Genomic DNA, 16071 nt, shown 5'->3' on the forward strand with positions numbered 1-16071 from the left:
GGGTACGAGGTGAACACACAGCAGCAGATACGAGAACAGGCCCGCTGGACCAGGGCACGGCTGGGTCGCTGCGGGCCTCCCCTCGACCTGCTCACCGCCCACTTCGACCAGCACGTCTACGCGCCCCACGCCCACACCGAGTTCACCATCGGCGTCACGGTCGGCGGCTCGGAGGTCATCGCGTACCGGGGTGGTCACATCCACTCCTACCCCGGCTCGATCGTCGTCCTGGAACCCGGCGAGATGCACACCGGCGGCCCGGCCGCCTGCGACGGCTACGCCTACCAGGCCCTCTACGCCGAACCGGCCCTCCTCACCGACGGCACCCTCGGCGGTCTCCCGCACTTCCGCGACCCCGTCCTCCACGACCCGGAACTGGCGACGGCCCTGCGCGCCGCCCACACGGACATCAGCACCTGCCCCGACCCCCTGGAGGCCGAGTCCCGGCTGCCCTGGCTGCTCACGGCCCTGGCCCGCCGCCACTCCACGGCGAGGGCGAGCACGGACGCGATCCCCGGGGCCGACCACATCGCCAGGTCCGTACGCGACCGCCTCGCGGACGAACTGCTGGACCCTCCGTCCCTGGCCGACCTCGCCACCGACCTGGGCCTCTCCCGCTACCAACTCCTGCGCGCCTTCCGCACGGCGACGGGGATACCGCCGTACGCCTGGCTCGCCCAGCACCGGGTCGCCAGGGCCCGCAGGCTCCTGGAAACCGGCATGCGCCCCGCCGAGGTCGCCGGACTCGTCGGCTTCGCCGACCAGGCGCACCTCACCCGCTGGTTCCGCCGGGTCCTGGGAGTGACCCCGGCGGCGTACCGCAACAGCGTTCAAGACACGGCAGGGTGAGACGGCCGAGACTCGCCGCATGACTGCACGCGGCTGGTTCCTGTTCTCCCTGATGGGAGTCGTCTGGGGTGTCCCCTACCTGATGATCAAGGTGGCGGTGGACGAGCTGTCCCCGTCCATGGTCGTGTTCGCACGCTGCGCCCTCGGCGCGGTGCTCCTGCTCCCCTTCGCCCTGCGCCAGGGAGGCTTCGGCCGTACCGTGCGGGCGCACTGGAAGCCGATGCTGGCCTTCGCTGTCATCGAGATCGTCGGCCCCTGGTGGACCCTGACCGACGCCGAACGCCATCTGTCCAGCTCCACCGCCGGACTTCTCATCGCGGGCGTGCCGATCGTCGCCCTGCTCCTGGCCCGCTTCTTCGGCGCGGAGGAGCGGGTCGGCGCCCGCCGCATCACGGGCCTGGCCCTCGGCCTCGCAGGTGTCACGGTCCTCACCCTGCCGCACCTCACCGGCGGCGACGCCCTGTCGATGGCCGAGGTACTGGTGACGGTCGTCGGCTATGCCACGGCCCCGCTGATAGCGGCCCGGTACCTCAAGGACGTCCCGACGCTGCAACTGATCACCCCGTGCCTCACGCTGGCCGCCGTGGTCTACGCCCCCGCGGCATTCCTCACCCGCCCCGCGACCATGCCCTCGGGCGAGGTCCTGGCGGCCCTCGCCGGCCTGGGCGTGGTCTGCACGGCGATCGCGTTCGTGGCCTTCCTGGAGCTGATCAAGGAGGTCGGCCCGACGCGAGCCGGCGTGATCACGTATGTCAACCCGGCGGTGGCGGTCGCCGCGGGCGCGCTGTTCCTGGACGAGAAGCTGACCCTCGGCATCGGCGTGGCCTTCACCCTGATCCTGGCGGGCTCGGTCCTGGCGACGGCCGCCGCGGCGCCGAAGCGGGACGTCCGCCGGGTACGGGTACCATGGTCGACACGGCAGACGAGCCGGGCGGACGGCCGCGTGGAGTCCCCCTGACGGGGAGCTTCCCGAGGAACGTCCGGGCTCCACAAGGCAGGGTGGTGGCTAACGGCCACCCGGGGTGACCCGCGGGACAGTGCCACAGAAAGCAAACCGCCCAGCGCTTCGGCACTGGGTAAGGGTGAAACGGTGGTGTAAGAGACCACCAGTGCCCAGGGTGACCTGGGCAGCTAGGTAAACCCCACCCGGAGCAAGGTCAAGAGGAAGCACCCCGGTGCTTCTGCGCGGACGATCGAGGGCTGCCCGCCCGAGTCCGCGGGTAGACCGCACGAGGCCGGTGGCAACGCCGGCCCTAGATGGATGGCCGTCGCCCGGAGCTCCGCGAGGGGCTCCGGGAACAGAACCCGGCGTACAGCCCGACTCGTCTGCCGCTCTTTGTTTTCGCAGGTCAGCGTCTGACCTTGCTGACGTTCTCCACGTGGGCGTCCAGTCACGCTCGCCGGAATCCGGCTCGACTTGCGCAACCCCCGCGACGGACCCACCCCCCTCCCCCGTAGAGCAGACGACAGACAGCTCACAGGGAGGGGAGCCGGACGTGGCAGGACACAAGGCCAAACGCGTCAGAGGTACGGCGGTCGCAGTGGTGGCGATGGCGGCGCTCACCGCGTCGCAGGCGCCGGGGGCGGTTCCGGCGCGGGCCTCCGTGCCGGTGGCCGGTCAGGCACCTGCCGCGGACGGACCGAGCGTGTCCGACGACGCGCCGTACCGGACCGAGCTGCCGCCGCTGCGGACCGGGAAGGGCGCAGGCGGCGGGGCGGAAGCAGAGGTGGGCGGCGCGCTGCCGGCGAGTGTGTTCGCCGCCTATCGGCGGGCCGAGGACCGGCTCGTACGCGAGGCGCCCGGCTGCCGGCTGCGCTGGCAGCTGCTGGCGGCGATCGGGCAGGTGGAGTCGGGACAGGCGCGGGGCGGCAGGGTGGCGTCGGACGGTACGACCTTGGCGCCGATCCTCGGGCCGCGGCTGGACGGCGTGGCCTTCGCGCTGATCCGGGACACCGACGGCGGTGTCCACGACGGCGACACGGCGTACGACCGCGCGGTCGGGCCGATGCAGTTCATCCCGTCGACCTGGGCCCGCTGGGGCGCGGACGGCAACGGTGACGGGCGTACGGATCCCAACAACGTCTTCGACGCGGCACTCGCCGCCGGACGGTATCTGTGTGCGGGCGGGCGGGATCTTTCCCTTCCCGCCGCGCTGGACCGGGCGATCCTGGGCTACAACCACTCGGCGGCATATTTGCGCACGGTCCGGGCCTGGTACGCGTACTTCCTGGAAGGGCACCGTGTGGTGCCGGACCGCTCCGCCGGGTCCTCCTCCGCGCGCTCCGAGCCGTCACGATCGCCCTCGAAGCCGGAACGAGCCGCACCCACTCCTTCCGGCCGTCCGACCGCCATCCCGTCCCGCCCGTCACCGGCCCCCGCATCACCGGCCCCCACCCCGTCCCGTCCGGCCGCCGAGCCCCCGGAGACGGACGAGCCGCAACTCCCCGTCCCCGACCCGGACATGGAGCTTCCCGGCGAGAACCTGCTGCCCAGCGGCGCCCCGTTCACCAGTAACAGCGCGGACTCGATGACCGTCTCCCCCTCCACAACCGCCGATACTGGGCGGTAATGTCGCCCACCGCCGGACAGCACGAGACCGGTGGGTGAGCGCGAAGGGGCCCTCATGGCGACGGACACGTCTGCGGACATGCCCGCGGAGACACCTGCGGAGGTGACCGCGGCCGACGAGCGGTGGCGGCGTATGTGGAGCCACCGTGAGCACCTGCTCAAGGTGGCCCGGCGCAGGTCGATGAGCCCGGAGGACGCCGAGGACGCGGTGCACGAGGCGATGCTGCGCGCCGCCGAGCGGCCCGATCTGGACGAGGAACGGCTCGCGGCCTGGCTGACGACGGTGACGATGCGCCTGTGTGTCGACCGCTACCGGCAGGTGAACCGCGAGGCCGAGGTGCGTACCAGCCCGACGCTCATCGCCCCCGGTCCGGTTCCCGTCGAGGATGCGGTGTGCGACCGGGCCGAGGCGAAGTGGCTGGCGGTGCGCAGTGGCGAGCTGCCCGCGCGGCAGGCCGAGGCGCTGCGGCTGAAGTCGCAGGACCTGGACGTCGGCCAGGTCGCCGTCCGGATGGGGCTGAGCTACCGGACCGTCGAGTCGTTGCTGGCCCGGGCCCGACGGACGCTGCGGCAGTCGCTGGCCGCCACGCTCGGGTTCGCGTTGTTCCTGATCGGGTGGGGACGGCCGCGCGGAGTCGGCAGGGCGCAGGCCGTGGCGGTCGCCTCGACGGCGGCGTCCCTGGCGGTGGCGGGGTTCGTGCTGCCGTACGCGCTCGACGGCGGTGGAGGCGGGGGCAGCGCGGCACCTCGGCCCGCGGTCGCCACACCGGGCGCGGAGACGCTGCGGCAGGACGGCGGTGGCGAGGGCCGTACGCCTCGGGGGCCTCGGCCCACGGCTGCCGCAGCCGAGCGCGGAGCGGCCGGGGCTCCTGCCGGCGAATCGTTCCTCCCGCTGTCCGTGCCGTCGCTGCCAGAGGTCCCGGTCGTCGCGCAGGTCCCGGATGTTCCGCAGGTCCCGAACGTTCCGGAGGTCCCGGACCTTCCGGAGGTCCCGGCGGCCCCGCTGTCCGCGCCGGAGGTCCCGCAGGTGCCCGACGTCCCCGACCTGCCGGTGGAGCCCTCCGCCCTGCCGACGGGCACGGCGGCCACCGCCGTCCCGGAAGCTCCCGAGACATCCGACGCGCCGTCCACCTCGTTCCCCGAGCTCACAGCGAGCCCGCTTCCGTAGCGCCACCAGAGAACCTTCCCGGTAGCGCTGCCCGGCACCGCCCGAAGGCGCTGCCCGGAAACCGACCCAAAAAGCGCTGCCCGCAACCCGCCCGAAAAAAATCCGCCACACCAGCGACGGACGCCCAGCCCCTCCCCGTAGAGCAGATGTCAGAGCCGCTCCAGGGGCACTGCTCCACGGGCTGAAGGGTGGACCGGATGGGTGTCGAGATCTGTGTGGAAGGGCTGACCAAGTCCTTCGGTCACCAGGTCATCTGGCAGGACGTCTCGCTGACGCTGCCCGCCGGGGAGGTCTCGGTCATGCTCGGCCCCTCGGGCACGGGCAAGTCGGTGTTCCTCAAGACGCTCGTCGGACTGCTGAAGCCGGAGCGCGGATCGATCACGATCCAGGGCCGCGACATCACCAGGCTCCGTGAGCACGATCTGTACGAGGTGCGCAAGCTGTTCGGCGTGCTGTTCCAGGACGGCGCGCTGTTCGGCTCGATGAACCTGTACGACAACATCGCCTTCCCGCTGCGCGAGCACACCCGTAAGTCCGAGAGCGAGATCCGGCGCATCGTGCTGGAGAAGATGGACATGGTCGGGCTGATCGGGGCGGAAGGGAAGCTGCCCGGTGAGATCTCCGGCGGGATGCGCAAGCGTGCCGGGCTGGCCCGGGCCCTCGTCCTCGACCCCGAGATCATCCTCTTCGACGAGCCCGACTCGGGTCTCGACCCGGTCCGCGTCGCCTACCTCAACCAGCTCATCGTCGACCTCAACGCCCAGATCGACGCGACCTTCCTGATCGTCACGCACGACATCGCCTCGGCCCGCCAGGTGCCGGACAACATCGGGCTGCTGTTCCGCCGCGAGCTGGTGATGTTCGGGCCGCGCGAAGAGCTGCTGGCCAGCGACGAGCCCGTCGTACGGCAGTTCCTGAACGGCCGGATGCAGGGCCCGATCGGTATGGCGGAGGAGAAGGACGCCGCCCAGGTCGAGCAGGAGCTCGCGCAGATCGACGACAGTGCGGGCGTGCAGCAGCTGACTCCCCGCCTGCTGCCGGGACCGGGCATCACCCGGCCGCCCCGCTGGCAGGCGATCGCACGGCGCGAGGGCCGGCTCCACCACAAGGAGGTGGCCGGCGCATGAGCCTGTCACCGGCCGGAGCGCTGCGGCACTCCGGCAGCCTCTTCGCGATGGCGCTGGACGTCGTCCGGACGATCCCCCGCCGGCCCTTCCAGGCACGGGAGTTCATACAGCAGACGTGGTTCGTCGCGAGCGTCACCATCCTGCCGACGGCCCTGGTGTCCATCCCGTTCGGGGCGGTCATCGCGCTCCAGATCGGCAGCCTGACCCGGCAGCTCGGCGCCCAGTCCTTCTCGGGGGCCGCCTCCGTGCTCGCCGTGCTGCGCGAGGCCTCGCCGATCGTCACGGCGCTGCTGATCGCGGGCGCCGGCGGCACGGCGATCTGCGCCGATCTCGGGGCGCGGAAGATCCGCGACGAGATCGACGCGATGCAGGTGCTGGGCATCGACCCGATCCACCGGCTGGTCGTCCCCCGCGTGCTGGCGTCGATGCTGGTGGCGGTGCTGCTCAACGGCCTGGTGTCGGTGGTCGGCGTGGCGGGCGGCTACTTCTTCAACGTCGTCCTCCAGAACGGCACTCCCGGCGCCTACCTGGCCTCCTTCACCACGCTCGCCCAGCTCTCCGACCTGTGGGCGGCCGAGGTCAAGGCGCTGGTGTTCGGTGCCATCGCGGGGATCGTCGCCTCCTACAAGGGGCTGACCGCGAAGGGCGGGCCCAAGGGTGTGGGCGACGCGGTGAACCAGTCGGTGGTGATCACCTTCATGTTGCTGTTCGTGACGAACTTCGTGATGACCGCCGTGTACTTCCAAGTCGTTCCCCAGAGGGGCTGAGGCATGGCGCTGTTGAAAGGCCTGGAGGAGCTGGGTGCCCAGCTGTCCTTCTACGGGCGGTCACTGGCCTGGACCGGCCGCACCCTGCGCCGCTACAAGAAGGAGATCCTGCGGCTGCTCGCCGAGGTGAGCTTCGGCCGGGGCGCGCTCGCCGTCGTGGGCGGCACGGTAGGGGTGATCGCCTTCCTGTCGTTCTTCACCGGCACGGAAGTGGGGTTGCAGGGGTACGCCGCGCTCAACCAGCTCGGCACCTCCAACTTCGTGGCGTTCCTCTCGGCGTACTTCAACACCCGTGAGATCGCCCCGCTGGTGGCCGGGCTCGCGCTCTCCGCGACCGTCGGCGCCGGGTTCACCGCCCAGCTCGGCGCGATGCGGATCAGCGAGGAGACCGACGCGCTGGAGGTCATGGGCGTGCCTTCACTGCCGTTCCTCGTGACGACGCGGATGATCGCCGGGTTCGTGGCCGTCATCCCGCTGTACGTGATCGGGCTGCTGTCCTCGTACCTGGCCGCCCGCACCATCACCACCGGCTACTACGGGCAGTCCACGGGCACCTACGACCACTACTTCCAGCAGTACCTGCCACCGGTCGACGTGCTGTGGTCCTTCGGCAAGGTGCTGGTCTTCGCCGTCCTGATCATCCTGGTGCACTGCTTCTACGGCTACTACGCGAGCGGCGGCCCGGCGGGCGTCGGCGTCGCGGTGGGCCGCGCCGTGCGGACCTCGATCGTGGCGATCAACGTCCTGGACTTCTTCCTGTCGCTGGCGATCTGGGGCGCCAGCACGACCGTACGGATAGCGGGGTGAGCCGCCGGATGAGGGTGCTGAGACTGCGGTTGTACGGAGTCGTCTTCATCGCCGTGCTCGCGTTGCTGCTGTCCCTGTCCGTCGCCGTCTACCGGCAGGCGTTCACGCCGGTCGTGCGGATCACGCTGGAGGCCGACAGCCTCGGCAACCAGCTCGACCCGCGGGCCGACGTCAAGCTGCGCGGGCTGCTGGTCGGCGAGGTGCGCGGGGTGCGGGCCGACGGGACGAAGGCGACGCTCGACATCGCGCTCAAGCCGGAACACGTGGTCCACATCCCGTCCGACGTGCACGCGCGCCTGCTGCCCAAGACGCTGTTCGGCGAGAAGTACGTCGACCTGGTCGCACCGCGCGGTTCCGCGGCCCGGCCCATCCGTGCCGGTGACGTCATCACCCAGGACCGCACCCGCGTCGGCATCGAGGTCCAGCAGCTGATGAACGACCTGCTGCCCCTGCTGCGGACGGTCCAGCCCGGCAAGCTCAACGCCACGCTCTCCGCGTTCGCCACCGCCCTCGACGGCCGTGGCGACCGGATCGGCGACAACCTCACGCGAATGGAGGCCTACCTGCGCCGCCTCAATCCGCACCTGCCGTCCCTGAAAGAGGACATCGCACGCTTCGCCGACGTCGCCGAGGTCTACGGCGACGCCGCGCCCGACCTGATGGAGATCCTGCGCAACACCGTCACCACCAGCCGCACGATCGTCGAGGAGGAGGGCCGGTTGGCCGCGGCGCTGAAGTCCACGGCCACCGTCGCGGGCACCGCCGAGGACTTCCTCGACGCCAACGGCGACCGGCTGATCACCCTCGGCCAGGTCTCCCGCCCGACGCTGGAGCTGTTCGCCCGCTACTCCCCGCAGTACCCCTGCCTGCTGGCCGGTCTGGTCCGGCAGGAGAAGGCGTCCGAGGAGGCGTTCAAGGGCGGAAAGATGCACATCACGCTGGAGGTCGTGCGGCCGCAGGGCGCGTACGAACCGGGTGAGGAACCGCGCTACGGCGAGCGGTCCGGCCCCAACTGCCGTGATCTGCCGCACCCTCCGGTGCCGGCACCCGGCGCCCACCTCAACGACGGTTCCAGGGAGGCGAGTCCGTCCTCGGGCGGTCCGCTCGGCGCCTCCGCCACCCGGGCCGAGCAGCGGGCCGTCGGCTCGCTCGTGGCGCCGGTGCTGGGCGTGCCCGCCGACGAGGTGCCGCCGGTCGCGACCCTGCTGTTCGGGCCGATGGCGCGCGGGACGGCGGTGAGCGTCGCATGAGCACCACAGGAGCCCGGCGGACCGCCGCCCCGCTCATCAAGTTCAGTCTCTTCGCGCTGGTGACGGTGGTGGCGACGGCCCTGCTCGCCGCCACCATCGTGAACATCTCCTTCACCCCCGAGCACGAGTACCGCGCGGTCTTCAGCGACGTCACCGGCCTGGAGGAGGGCGACGACATCCGGGTGGCCGGAGTGCGGGTCGGCGAGGTCGAGGGCATCCGGATCAAGGACCGGACGCTGGCCGAGGTCACCTTCACGGCCAGTCAGGAACGGCCGCTGCTCACCAGCACGGGCGCCGTCATCCGCTACCGCAACCTGGTCGGGCAGCGGTACGTCGCGCTGACCGAGGGCGCCGGCGACGGCACCCGGCTGCGCCCCGGCGGCACGATCCCGCTCGCGCGCACCCAGCCCGCCCTCGACCTGAACGCGCTGCTGAACGGCTTCAAGCCGCTGTTCGCCGCGCTCAGCCCGAAGGACGTCAACCAGCTCGCCACCGAGATCATCAAGACCCTCCAGGGCGAGGGCGGCACCGTCAACAGCCTGCTGACGCACACCGCGTCGCTCACCACGACGCTGGCCGGCCGCGACAAGCTGATCGGCTCGGTGATCGACAACCTCAACACCGTGCTGAAGACGCTCGACAAGCGCGGCGCCCGCTTCTCCGGACTGCTCAAGCAGCTGCGCCGGGTCATCTCGGGCCTGTCCGCCGACCGCAAGCCCATCGGAAAGTCGCTGGTGGGCATCGGCGATCTGACGGAGGCCACGTCGGGCCTGCTGAAGGACGCGCGTCCGCCGCTCAAGGACGACATCGCGGAACTGACCGACCTCACCGGGACGCTGAACGACAACGAGAAGACCGTGGAGGGCGTGCTGAAGCGGCTGCCGAACAAACTCAACGAGCTCACGGGGACGGCGTCCTACGGCTCGTGGTTCAACTTCTACCTGTGCGACTTCGACGGCCGGATCGTGCTGCCGAAGACGAAGCAGGTGCTCACGCCCGAGATGCACGTGGCGAGGGCGAGGTGTGGAGCATGAGCCGCAAGCGCCGCCCGGAGCCGCTGTTCAAGGTGCGCGTGGAACCGCCGAAGCTGCCGAGAGTACGGCTGCCGCGGACACGGCTCCTGCCGCGCCGCAAGCCGCGTCCGCAGCCGCTGGTCAAGGTCCGTATCGACCCGCCGAAGCTGCCGAGGATACGGCTCCGCCGTCCGCGCCTCGGCCCCTTCCGCGAGCGGAACCCGATCGTCATCGGCGCCGTCGGACTCACCGTCCTCGCGCTGCTGACCGTGGCCGCGTTCAACGCCGACCGCCTGCCGGTGATCGGCGACGGCGAGACCTACAGCGCCGCCTTCGCGGAGGCGGGCGGTCTCAAGCCGGGTGACGAGGTGCGGATCGCCGGGGTCAAGGTCGGCAAGGTCGAGGAGGTCGACCTGGACGGCGACCACGTCAAGGTCACCTTCAAGATCAAGGGTGAGCCGGGGTTCGGCACCGGGACCGGCGCGTCGATCCGGGTCAAGACGATCCTCGGCGCCAAGTACCTCGCCCTGCACCCCAAGGGGCGGGGCCGGTTGGAGCCCGGCAGCGAGATCCCGCTGCGGCGGACCGTCCCCGCGTACGACGTCGTGCAGGCATTCAGCGATCTCACCACCACGTCGGAGAAGGTCGACACCGACCAGCTGGCGATGGCGCTGGACACCATCTCGACGACCTTCGAGGACTCACCGGAAGAGGTACGGGCGTCCATCAAGGGCCTGTCGAAGATCTCCCGGACGGTGGCCTCGCGTGACAAGGCCCTCAGGGAGCTCCTCGACCACGCGAACGGCGTCACGGGCGTACTCGCCGACCGTTCGGGCGACTTCACCGCCCTGGTCGAGGACGGCGACAAGCTGTTCAAGGAGATCAGCAAGCGGCGTACGGCGATCCACAAACTGCTGAAGACCTCCGCCGCGCTCGGCATCCAGCTCTCCGGCCTGGTCCAGGACAACGAGAAGGAGATCGGGCCCGCCCTCAAGGGCCTCAACACCGTGGTGAAGATGCTCGAACGCAACCAATCAAGCCTGGACCGGAGCATCAAGCTCCTGGCCCCTTACGTGCGGGTCTTCACCAACACCCTCGGCAACGGCCGCTGGTTCGACTCCTACGTCCAGAACCTGGTCGCCGCCCCGGTGGTGCCGCGGACGCGGACGGGAGGCGCGCAGTGAGCAACCGTTGGAAGAAGGGCGCGGCCCTGCTGACCGCCCTGGCCCTGGTCGCCGCGCTCACCTACGTCCTGTGGCCGCGGACCGAGTCGGCTCGCGTCACGGCGTACTTCCCCCGCACCGTCGGCATCTACCCCGGCTCGGACGTCCGCGTGCTGGGCGTGCGGATCGGCGAGGTCAGGAAGATCACGCCGGAGGGCGGCCGGGTGCGGGTGGAGCTGGAGTACGACGCGGACCGCAAGGTCCCGGCGGACGCGCAGGCCGCGATCATCAACTCCTCGGTGGTCAGCGACCGTTACGTGCAGCTGCTGCCGGTGTACCGGAGCGGTCCGGTGCTGCGGGACGGGGACGAGATCCCCGAGTCGCGTACGGCCGTACCGGTCGAACTGGACCGCGTCTTCGACAGCCTGCACACCACGGCCGAGGCGCTCGGCCCCGAGGGCGCCAACAAGGACGGCGCCCTGTCACGGCTGCTCGGCGTCAGCGCCGACAACCTCGACGGCCAGGGCGGGAACCTCCACCGGACGGTCGAGGACCTCTCGGAGGCCGTCACGACTCTCTCCGACGGCCGCACGGACCTGTTCGGCACGGTCCGCAACCTCCAGGTGTTCACGGCGGCGCTGGCGGCGGACGACAAGAGCGTGCGGTCGTTCAACAGCAGCCTCGCCAAGGTCGCCGAGCAACTCGCGGGCGAGCGCAAGGACCTGGCGGCCGCGTTGAAACACCTCGGCACGGCGCTCGGTGACGTGTCCGCCTTCGTGAACAAGAACAAGAAGTCGCTGACGTCGAACGTGGAGGGCCTGAGCAAGGTGACCAAGGTGCTCGTCACCCAACGGGCGGCGCTGGAGGAGCTGCTGGAGGTCGCGCCGACGGGCATGTCGAACCTGAACAACGCCTACAACCCCTCCGCCGGCACGCTCGACACCCGCAACAACCCCGGCCATCCGCAGGATCCGGCCTCACTGCTGTGCTCGATCCTGAAGACGACCGGGGAGAAGTCCGACTGCAAGGACCTGAGGGACCTCTTCGACTCCCTGCCCGAAGTGCCCAAGGGCACCGCGGTCACCGGCACGGTCGACCGCACCCTCGGCGGAATCCTGGGGGCGAGCGCATGAGGCCACTGCGCAAGGGCGGGGCCGTCGCATGGGCGGCCGTAGGGACGCTGTTCCTGTCCGGCTGCGAGGTCAACGGCTGGTACGACGTGCCGCTCCCCGGCGGAGCCGCCGCCGACGGCCGCGCCTACCACGTCACCGTCGAGTTCCGCGACGTCCTCGACCTGGTTCCGCAGTCGGCGGTCAAGGTCGACAACGTCACCGTGGGCGCGGTGGAGAAGGTCGAGCTGGAGGGCTGGCACGCGAGGGTCCGCCTCCGGGTCGCGGACTCGGTGAAGCTGCCGGCCAACGCCATCGCCGAGCTGCGGCAGACCAGCATGCTCGGCGAGAAGTACGTGGCGCTGTCCAGGCCGCTGGAAGGCACGCCGGCCGGCCGGCTCAGCGACGGTGATGTGATCCCCCTGTCCCGCAGCGGCCGCAACCCGGAGGTCGAGGAGGTGCTGTCCGCGTTGTCCGCCCTGCTCAACGGCGGCGGCGTGGCCCAGCTCAAGACGATCACCACGGAGCTGAACAAGGCCTTGGAGGGCCGGGAGAACCGGGTCAAGTCCCTGCTCAAGGAGCTCGACACGTTCATCGGCGGCCTGGACGACCAGCGCCAGGACATCGTCCGCGCGCTGAAGGCCGTGGACCGGCTGGCCGAACGGCTGGGCAAGGAGAAGAGGACCATCGCCGAGGCCGTCGACGCCATGCCGCCCGCCCTGAAGGTCCTGGCCGACCAGCGCCGTGACCTGACCAAGATGCTCACCGCCCTGTCCAAGCTGGGCAAGACCGGCACCAAGGTGGTCAACGCCTCGCACGCCGACACGGTCGCCAACCTCGAGCGGCTGCGGCCGATCCTGCGACAGCTCAACAAGGCGGGCAGCGACCTGCCCAACTCCCTCGAGCTGCTGACGACGTACCCGTTCCCGCGCAACGTGGTGGACGCCATCAAGGGCGACTACGTCAACCTGCACATCACGGCGGACCTCGATCTGGCCGGGATCTACGGCAACCTGACGGACGAGCCGGGCGGTGGGAACGGCGGGGACACCGGGCCCGGGCTTCCCGAGACCCCAAACCTGCCTGACGTACCGGACCTCCCGGACGCGCCGGACCTCCCGGACGTGCCGCGCGTGCCGAAGCCCACCGCGCTGCCGAGCGGTCCGAGCGTGCCGTCGTCCCCGTCGGCCCCCGACGGCGGCGGCGACCCGCTGTGCCCGCCGGTGTGCACCGCCGGCTACGGCTCCAGCGGCTACCGCACCGGGGGCGACTGGCCGGAGGGGATCGACCTCGAACTCGCCGAGCTGATGCTGAAGGGGGTCCAGCCGTGATCACCCGTACGGTCAAGGCGCAACTGCTCGCCTTCGCCACCCTCACCGCCGTGGGGGTGTCGTACGTCGGCGCCGAGTACACGGGCCTGGTGGACGAGGTCCTGGACCGCGGCTACACCGTGAAGGCCGACTTCGCCGATTCCGGGGGCGTCTTCCCCGGCGCCGAGGTCACGTATCGCGGGGTGCCGGTGGGCAAGGTCGGCGCACTGCGCCTCGCCGGCCCGGACGGGGTCTCGGTCACGCTCGACATCGAGGACGGGGCGCCGCGCATCCCGGCGGACACGCTGGCCGTGGTGGCGAACCGTTCGGCGGTGGGCGAGCAGTACGTCGACCTTCAGCCCCGCACCTCCCACGGCCCGTACCTGCTGGACGGCAGCACGATCCCGCGCGGGAGCACGCGGGTGCCGCTGTCGACGACGGACATGGTCCTCAGCCTGGACCGCCTGGTGAACTCGGTCGGCAAGGACGACCTGCGGGTCACGGTCGACGAGTTGGGCCGGGCCTTCGCCGGCACCGGACCGAACCTGAGCCGCCTGGTGGACTCGGGCAACACCCTCGTCGAGTCGGCGTCCGAGGCGCTGCCGGAGACGATCGCCCTGATCGAGGACTCGCGGAAGGTCCTGAAGACGCAGGCCGACCAGGGCTCGTCGATCAAGTCGTTCGCCCGCGATCTGGCGGCGCTCTCGGCCCAGTTGAAGACCAGCGACGGGGACCTGCGCAAGCTGATCGGCAACGCGCGGCCGGCGGCGCAGGAGCTGAACTCGCTGCTGAAGTCCGCCGGGCCGGAGCTGTCGGTCCTGCTGGCCAACCTGATCAGCGGCGGCCAGGTCACGCTGGCCCGCCTCCCCGGCGTGGAACAGGCCCTGGTCACCTTCCCGCTGATGGTCGCGGGCAGCTACACGGTCGTCCCGGGCGACGGCACCACCCACTTCGGCCTGGTGCTGAACGCCGACGACCCGCCGGCCTGCACCCAGGGCTACGGCACGGCACGCCGCGACCCCGCGGACACCAGCACCCGCGAGGCGAACACCGACGCCCGCTGCACGCTCCCGCGCGGCAGCCAGTCGTCGGTACGGGGCGCGCAGAACGCTCCGGGCGCGTCGAGCACCGACGGCGGCGCGAACCAGGCGACCTATGTCACCCCGTACGACCCGGAGACCGGCACCACCACCGGCCCGGACGGAAAGAACGTCGAGATCGGCTCGACGGGCGGCCAGCAGGCCGTGTTCGGAAAGGAGTCGTGGCAATGGCTGCTCGTTGGCCCCGTGGCATGAGGCCGGTGCGCCCCGGAGTGATGACGGCGGGACTCGTCGCGGCGACCGTCCTCACCACAGCACTGTCACTCTGGCTGGCCTTCGGCCTCTACGAACAGCGCGAGGCGGACCAGCGACGCCAGGGCATCCTGGCCGCGGCCCGCCAGTCGGCGCTGAACTTCACGTCCCTCGACTACCGGCACTACGACCGCGACAGCGTGAACGTACTGGCGGGCGCGACCGGTGACTTCAAGAAGCAGTTCACCGCACAGACGGAGCAGTTGACGAAGCTGGTGGCCCAGAACAAGTCCGTGTCCCAAGGCCAGGTCCTGGAGGCGGGCATCGTCCGCTCCGACGAGGACTCGGCCCGTGTGCTGGTGGTCGCCGACAGCAAGGTGACCAACACCGCCGCGCCCGAGGGGGAGGCGCGCACGTACCGGCTCCAGCTCGACCTCGTACACGAGGACGGCCGCTGGCTGACGTCCGACGTCGAGTTCGTCGGCTGATCCACCGGCCGATCCGCCGACCGACAAGCACCGACGAGGAGTACCACCATGCCGAAGACGACCACCGGCCGCGCCCCCGGTCCCGGCACCCGCCGCACCATGACGGCGGCCGCCCGCGCGGCGGCGAAGCGCGCGGAGCGCGGCCACCGCGCAGCGGGCGCGGCGACGGCCACGGCCACCGACGAGGAGTCCCCGGACCGGGCCGAGCGGCCACTCGCCGGACGTACCGTCCTCATCGAGGCCCCGAGGGACGGGTGGGACGACCCGCCGGAGCCGTCCCCGCAGTCGTTCGAGGAGGACCGGCCGCAAGAGCGGAGCGAGCGCGGCCCCGACGGCCGTGGGAGGCTGCTCACCTCGGTCCTGGCCGTCCTGCTCGCCGTCGGCCTGGTCGCGCTCGCCGCCCTCGGATGGCAGTACCGCGACGGCCGCCTGACGGAGAGCGCCCGGACCGAGGCGCTCGCGGCCGCGCGCAAAGCGGCGCCGGTCGTCCTGTCGTACGACTACCGCCACCTGGACAAGGACTTCTCGACGGCCCGCGCCCACCTGACCGGCGAATTCCGCGACGAGTACGGCAAGACCACGAAGACCGTGGTCGCCCCCACGGCCGAGAAGTACCGCGGCGTGGTGAAGGCCACGGTCGCCGCCCCCGGCTCCGGCGCCGCCCCGGCCGCCTCCGTCGTCTCGGCCTCTCCCGACAAGGTCGTGGTCCTGCTCTTCGTCAACCAGGTCACCGACAGCACCCAGGTCTCGGGCTCCCGCGTGGACCTGAACCGGGTGCGGATGACGATGGACCGCACGGGCGACGGGTGGAAGGTGAGCGCGGTGGACGCGTTGTGAAGGCCGCGCCGACACCTCAGCTCGGGTGGGACCGACGGGCCGACCACGTCCATCACGACCCGGTCCGGCCGCAGGAGTGCCGCGTCCGCTCGCTCAGGTGCCGGTTCGCTTCGGCCAGTCCGCGTGGGACACGGGCGTGCGCTGCCCTCCGAGGTCGATGCGTCCGTCCGGGGTGGCGATGGTCGCGGTGACCACGTCGCCGTGGCGCAGACAGCGGGGGTTCTTCGCCTGGCCCTTGAAGAACGCCTTCCATTTCACCGCGGGCGGCAGCAGCGCGGCGATCTTCTCAGCTTTGACTGTTCGATCGTCAATGGCCGACCTT

14 protein-coding genes, 1 other RNA gene and 2 pseudogenes are annotated in these 16071 nt (G+C 71.1%); 16 read left to right on the forward strand and 1 reads right to left on the reverse strand.

Annotated features, from left to right (window positions below):
- Window positions 1–9 precede the first annotated feature (9 nt).
- The 16 genes and pseudogenes from ACFZBT_RS18595 to ACFZBT_RS18670 all read left to right on the forward strand — a co-directional run bounded on the left by ACFZBT_RS18595 (window position 10) and on the right by ACFZBT_RS18670 (window position 15749).
- Entirely contained in the window at window positions 10–849 is an 840-nt protein-coding gene (locus tag ACFZBT_RS18595) for an AraC family ligand binding domain-containing protein (protein ID WP_391104559.1), read from the forward strand.
- Window positions 850–931: 82 nt separating this feature from the next.
- A pseudogene (locus tag ACFZBT_RS18600) lies at window positions 932–1648 on the forward strand (DMT family transporter); the annotation flags it as partial.
- 124 nt (window positions 1649–1772) lie between these two features.
- An RNA gene (gene rnpB / locus ACFZBT_RS18605) (RNase P RNA component class A) lies at window positions 1773–2178 on the forward strand.
- A 221-nt stretch (window positions 2179–2399) separates the two neighbouring features.
- Window positions 2400–3419: a lytic murein transglycosylase gene (locus ACFZBT_RS18610; RefSeq protein ID WP_391104944.1), complete on the forward strand. Its 1020-nt coding sequence runs from the start codon at window positions 2400–2402 to the stop codon at window positions 3417–3419.
- A gap of 54 nt (window positions 3420–3473) precedes the next feature.
- Window positions 3474–4586, forward strand: coding sequence for a sigma-70 family RNA polymerase sigma factor (locus ACFZBT_RS18615; RefSeq protein ID WP_391104561.1), 1113 nt, complete (start codon window positions 3474–3476; stop codon window positions 4584–4586).
- A gap of 197 nt (window positions 4587–4783) precedes the next feature.
- Window positions 4784–5713, forward strand: a complete 930-nt coding sequence (locus tag ACFZBT_RS18620) for an ATP-binding cassette domain-containing protein (RefSeq protein WP_391104565.1) — start codon at window positions 4784–4786, stop codon at window positions 5711–5713.
- Window positions 5710–6480 carry an MlaE family ABC transporter permease gene (locus ACFZBT_RS18625; protein ID WP_386492312.1) on the forward strand — a complete coding sequence of 257 codons (771 nt, stop codon included), beginning with the start codon at window positions 5710–5712 and terminating at the stop codon, window positions 6478–6480. Before ACFZBT_RS18620 ends, ACFZBT_RS18625 begins: the two co-directional genes overlap by 4 nt.
- 3 nt (window positions 6481–6483) lie before the next feature.
- Complete coding sequence (locus ACFZBT_RS18630; RefSeq protein WP_328338145.1) at window positions 6484–7287, forward strand: ABC transporter permease; 804 nt, start codon at window positions 6484–6486, stop codon at window positions 7285–7287.
- Window positions 7288–7295: 8 nt separating this feature from the next.
- The gene (locus ACFZBT_RS18635; RefSeq protein WP_391104570.1) at window positions 7296–8537 is read left to right on the forward strand and encodes an MCE family protein; all 1242 of its coding nucleotides are present in this window, start codon (window positions 7296–7298) and stop codon (window positions 8535–8537) included.
- Window positions 8534–9571, forward strand: coding sequence for an MCE family protein (locus tag ACFZBT_RS18640; protein ID WP_391104572.1), 1038 nt, complete (start codon window positions 8534–8536; stop codon window positions 9569–9571). Before ACFZBT_RS18635 ends, ACFZBT_RS18640 begins: the two co-directional genes overlap by 4 nt.
- Window positions 9568–10734, forward strand: a complete 1167-nt coding sequence (locus ACFZBT_RS18645) for an MCE family protein (RefSeq protein WP_391104575.1) — start codon at window positions 9568–9570, stop codon at window positions 10732–10734. The genes ACFZBT_RS18640 and ACFZBT_RS18645 overlap by 4 nt, the downstream gene beginning before the upstream one ends.
- Window positions 10731–11846 carry an MCE family protein gene (locus ACFZBT_RS18650; RefSeq protein WP_391104578.1) on the forward strand — a complete coding sequence of 372 codons (1116 nt, stop codon included), beginning with the start codon at window positions 10731–10733 and terminating at the stop codon, window positions 11844–11846. Before ACFZBT_RS18645 ends, ACFZBT_RS18650 begins: the two co-directional genes overlap by 4 nt.
- Complete coding sequence (locus tag ACFZBT_RS18655) at window positions 11843–13153, forward strand: MCE family protein (protein WP_391104581.1); 1311 nt, start codon at window positions 11843–11845, stop codon at window positions 13151–13153. Before ACFZBT_RS18650 ends, ACFZBT_RS18655 begins: the two co-directional genes overlap by 4 nt.
- Window positions 13150–14427 (forward strand): MCE family protein, encoded by a 1278-nt coding sequence (locus ACFZBT_RS18660; RefSeq protein ID WP_391104584.1) that lies wholly within the window; start codon window positions 13150–13152, stop codon window positions 14425–14427. Before ACFZBT_RS18655 ends, ACFZBT_RS18660 begins: the two co-directional genes overlap by 4 nt.
- A complete protein-coding gene (locus ACFZBT_RS18665; RefSeq protein ID WP_391104946.1) occupies window positions 14424–14912 on the forward strand; it encodes a hypothetical protein in 489 nt (162 codons plus the stop codon). Before ACFZBT_RS18660 ends, ACFZBT_RS18665 begins: the two co-directional genes overlap by 4 nt.
- Window positions 14913–14960: 48 nt before the next feature.
- A complete protein-coding gene (locus ACFZBT_RS18670; RefSeq protein ID WP_391104586.1) occupies window positions 14961–15749 on the forward strand; it encodes a hypothetical protein in 789 nt (262 codons plus the stop codon).
- A 93-nt stretch (window positions 15750–15842) separates the two neighbouring features.
- Here ACFZBT_RS18670 and ACFZBT_RS18675 read toward each other — a convergent pair.
- Window positions 15843–16037, reverse strand: a pseudogene (locus ACFZBT_RS18675) (fumarylacetoacetase); the annotation flags it as partial.
- Window positions 16038–16071: the final 34 nt, after the last annotated feature.

Source organism: Streptomyces sp. NPDC008137 (assembly GCF_042957035.1).
Classification (GTDB): domain Bacteria; phylum Actinomycetota; class Actinomycetes; order Streptomycetales; family Streptomycetaceae; genus Streptomyces.

Bases quoted from the DNA above. Each gene is read 5' to 3' on its own strand.
- ACFZBT_RS18610 (WP_391104944.1), top strand. From the start codon at position 2,400: ATGGCGGCGCTCACCGCGTCGCAGGCGCCGGGGGCGGTTCCGGCGCGG.
- ACFZBT_RS18615 (WP_391104561.1), top strand. From the start codon at position 3,474: ATGGCGACGGACACGTCTGCGGACATGCCCGCGGAGACACCTGCGGAG.
- ACFZBT_RS18620 (WP_391104565.1), top strand. From the start codon at position 4,784: ATGGGTGTCGAGATCTGTGTGGAAGGGCTGACCAAGTCCTTCGGTCAC.
- ACFZBT_RS18625 (WP_386492312.1), top strand. From the start codon at position 5,710: ATGAGCCTGTCACCGGCCGGAGCGCTGCGGCACTCCGGCAGCCTCTTC.
- ACFZBT_RS18630 (WP_328338145.1), top strand. From the start codon at position 6,484: ATGGCGCTGTTGAAAGGCCTGGAGGAGCTGGGTGCCCAGCTGTCCTTC.
- ACFZBT_RS18635 (WP_391104570.1), top strand. From the start codon at position 7,296: ATGAGGGTGCTGAGACTGCGGTTGTACGGAGTCGTCTTCATCGCCGTG.
- ACFZBT_RS18640 (WP_391104572.1), top strand. From the start codon at position 8,534: ATGAGCACCACAGGAGCCCGGCGGACCGCCGCCCCGCTCATCAAGTTC.
- ACFZBT_RS18645 (WP_391104575.1), top strand. From the start codon at position 9,568: ATGAGCCGCAAGCGCCGCCCGGAGCCGCTGTTCAAGGTGCGCGTGGAA.
- ACFZBT_RS18655 (WP_391104581.1), top strand. From the start codon at position 11,843: ATGAGGCCACTGCGCAAGGGCGGGGCCGTCGCATGGGCGGCCGTAGGG.
- ACFZBT_RS18665 (WP_391104946.1), top strand. From the start codon at position 14,424: ATGAGGCCGGTGCGCCCCGGAGTGATGACGGCGGGACTCGTCGCGGCG.
- ACFZBT_RS18670 (WP_391104586.1), top strand. From the start codon at position 14,961: ATGCCGAAGACGACCACCGGCCGCGCCCCCGGTCCCGGCACCCGCCGC.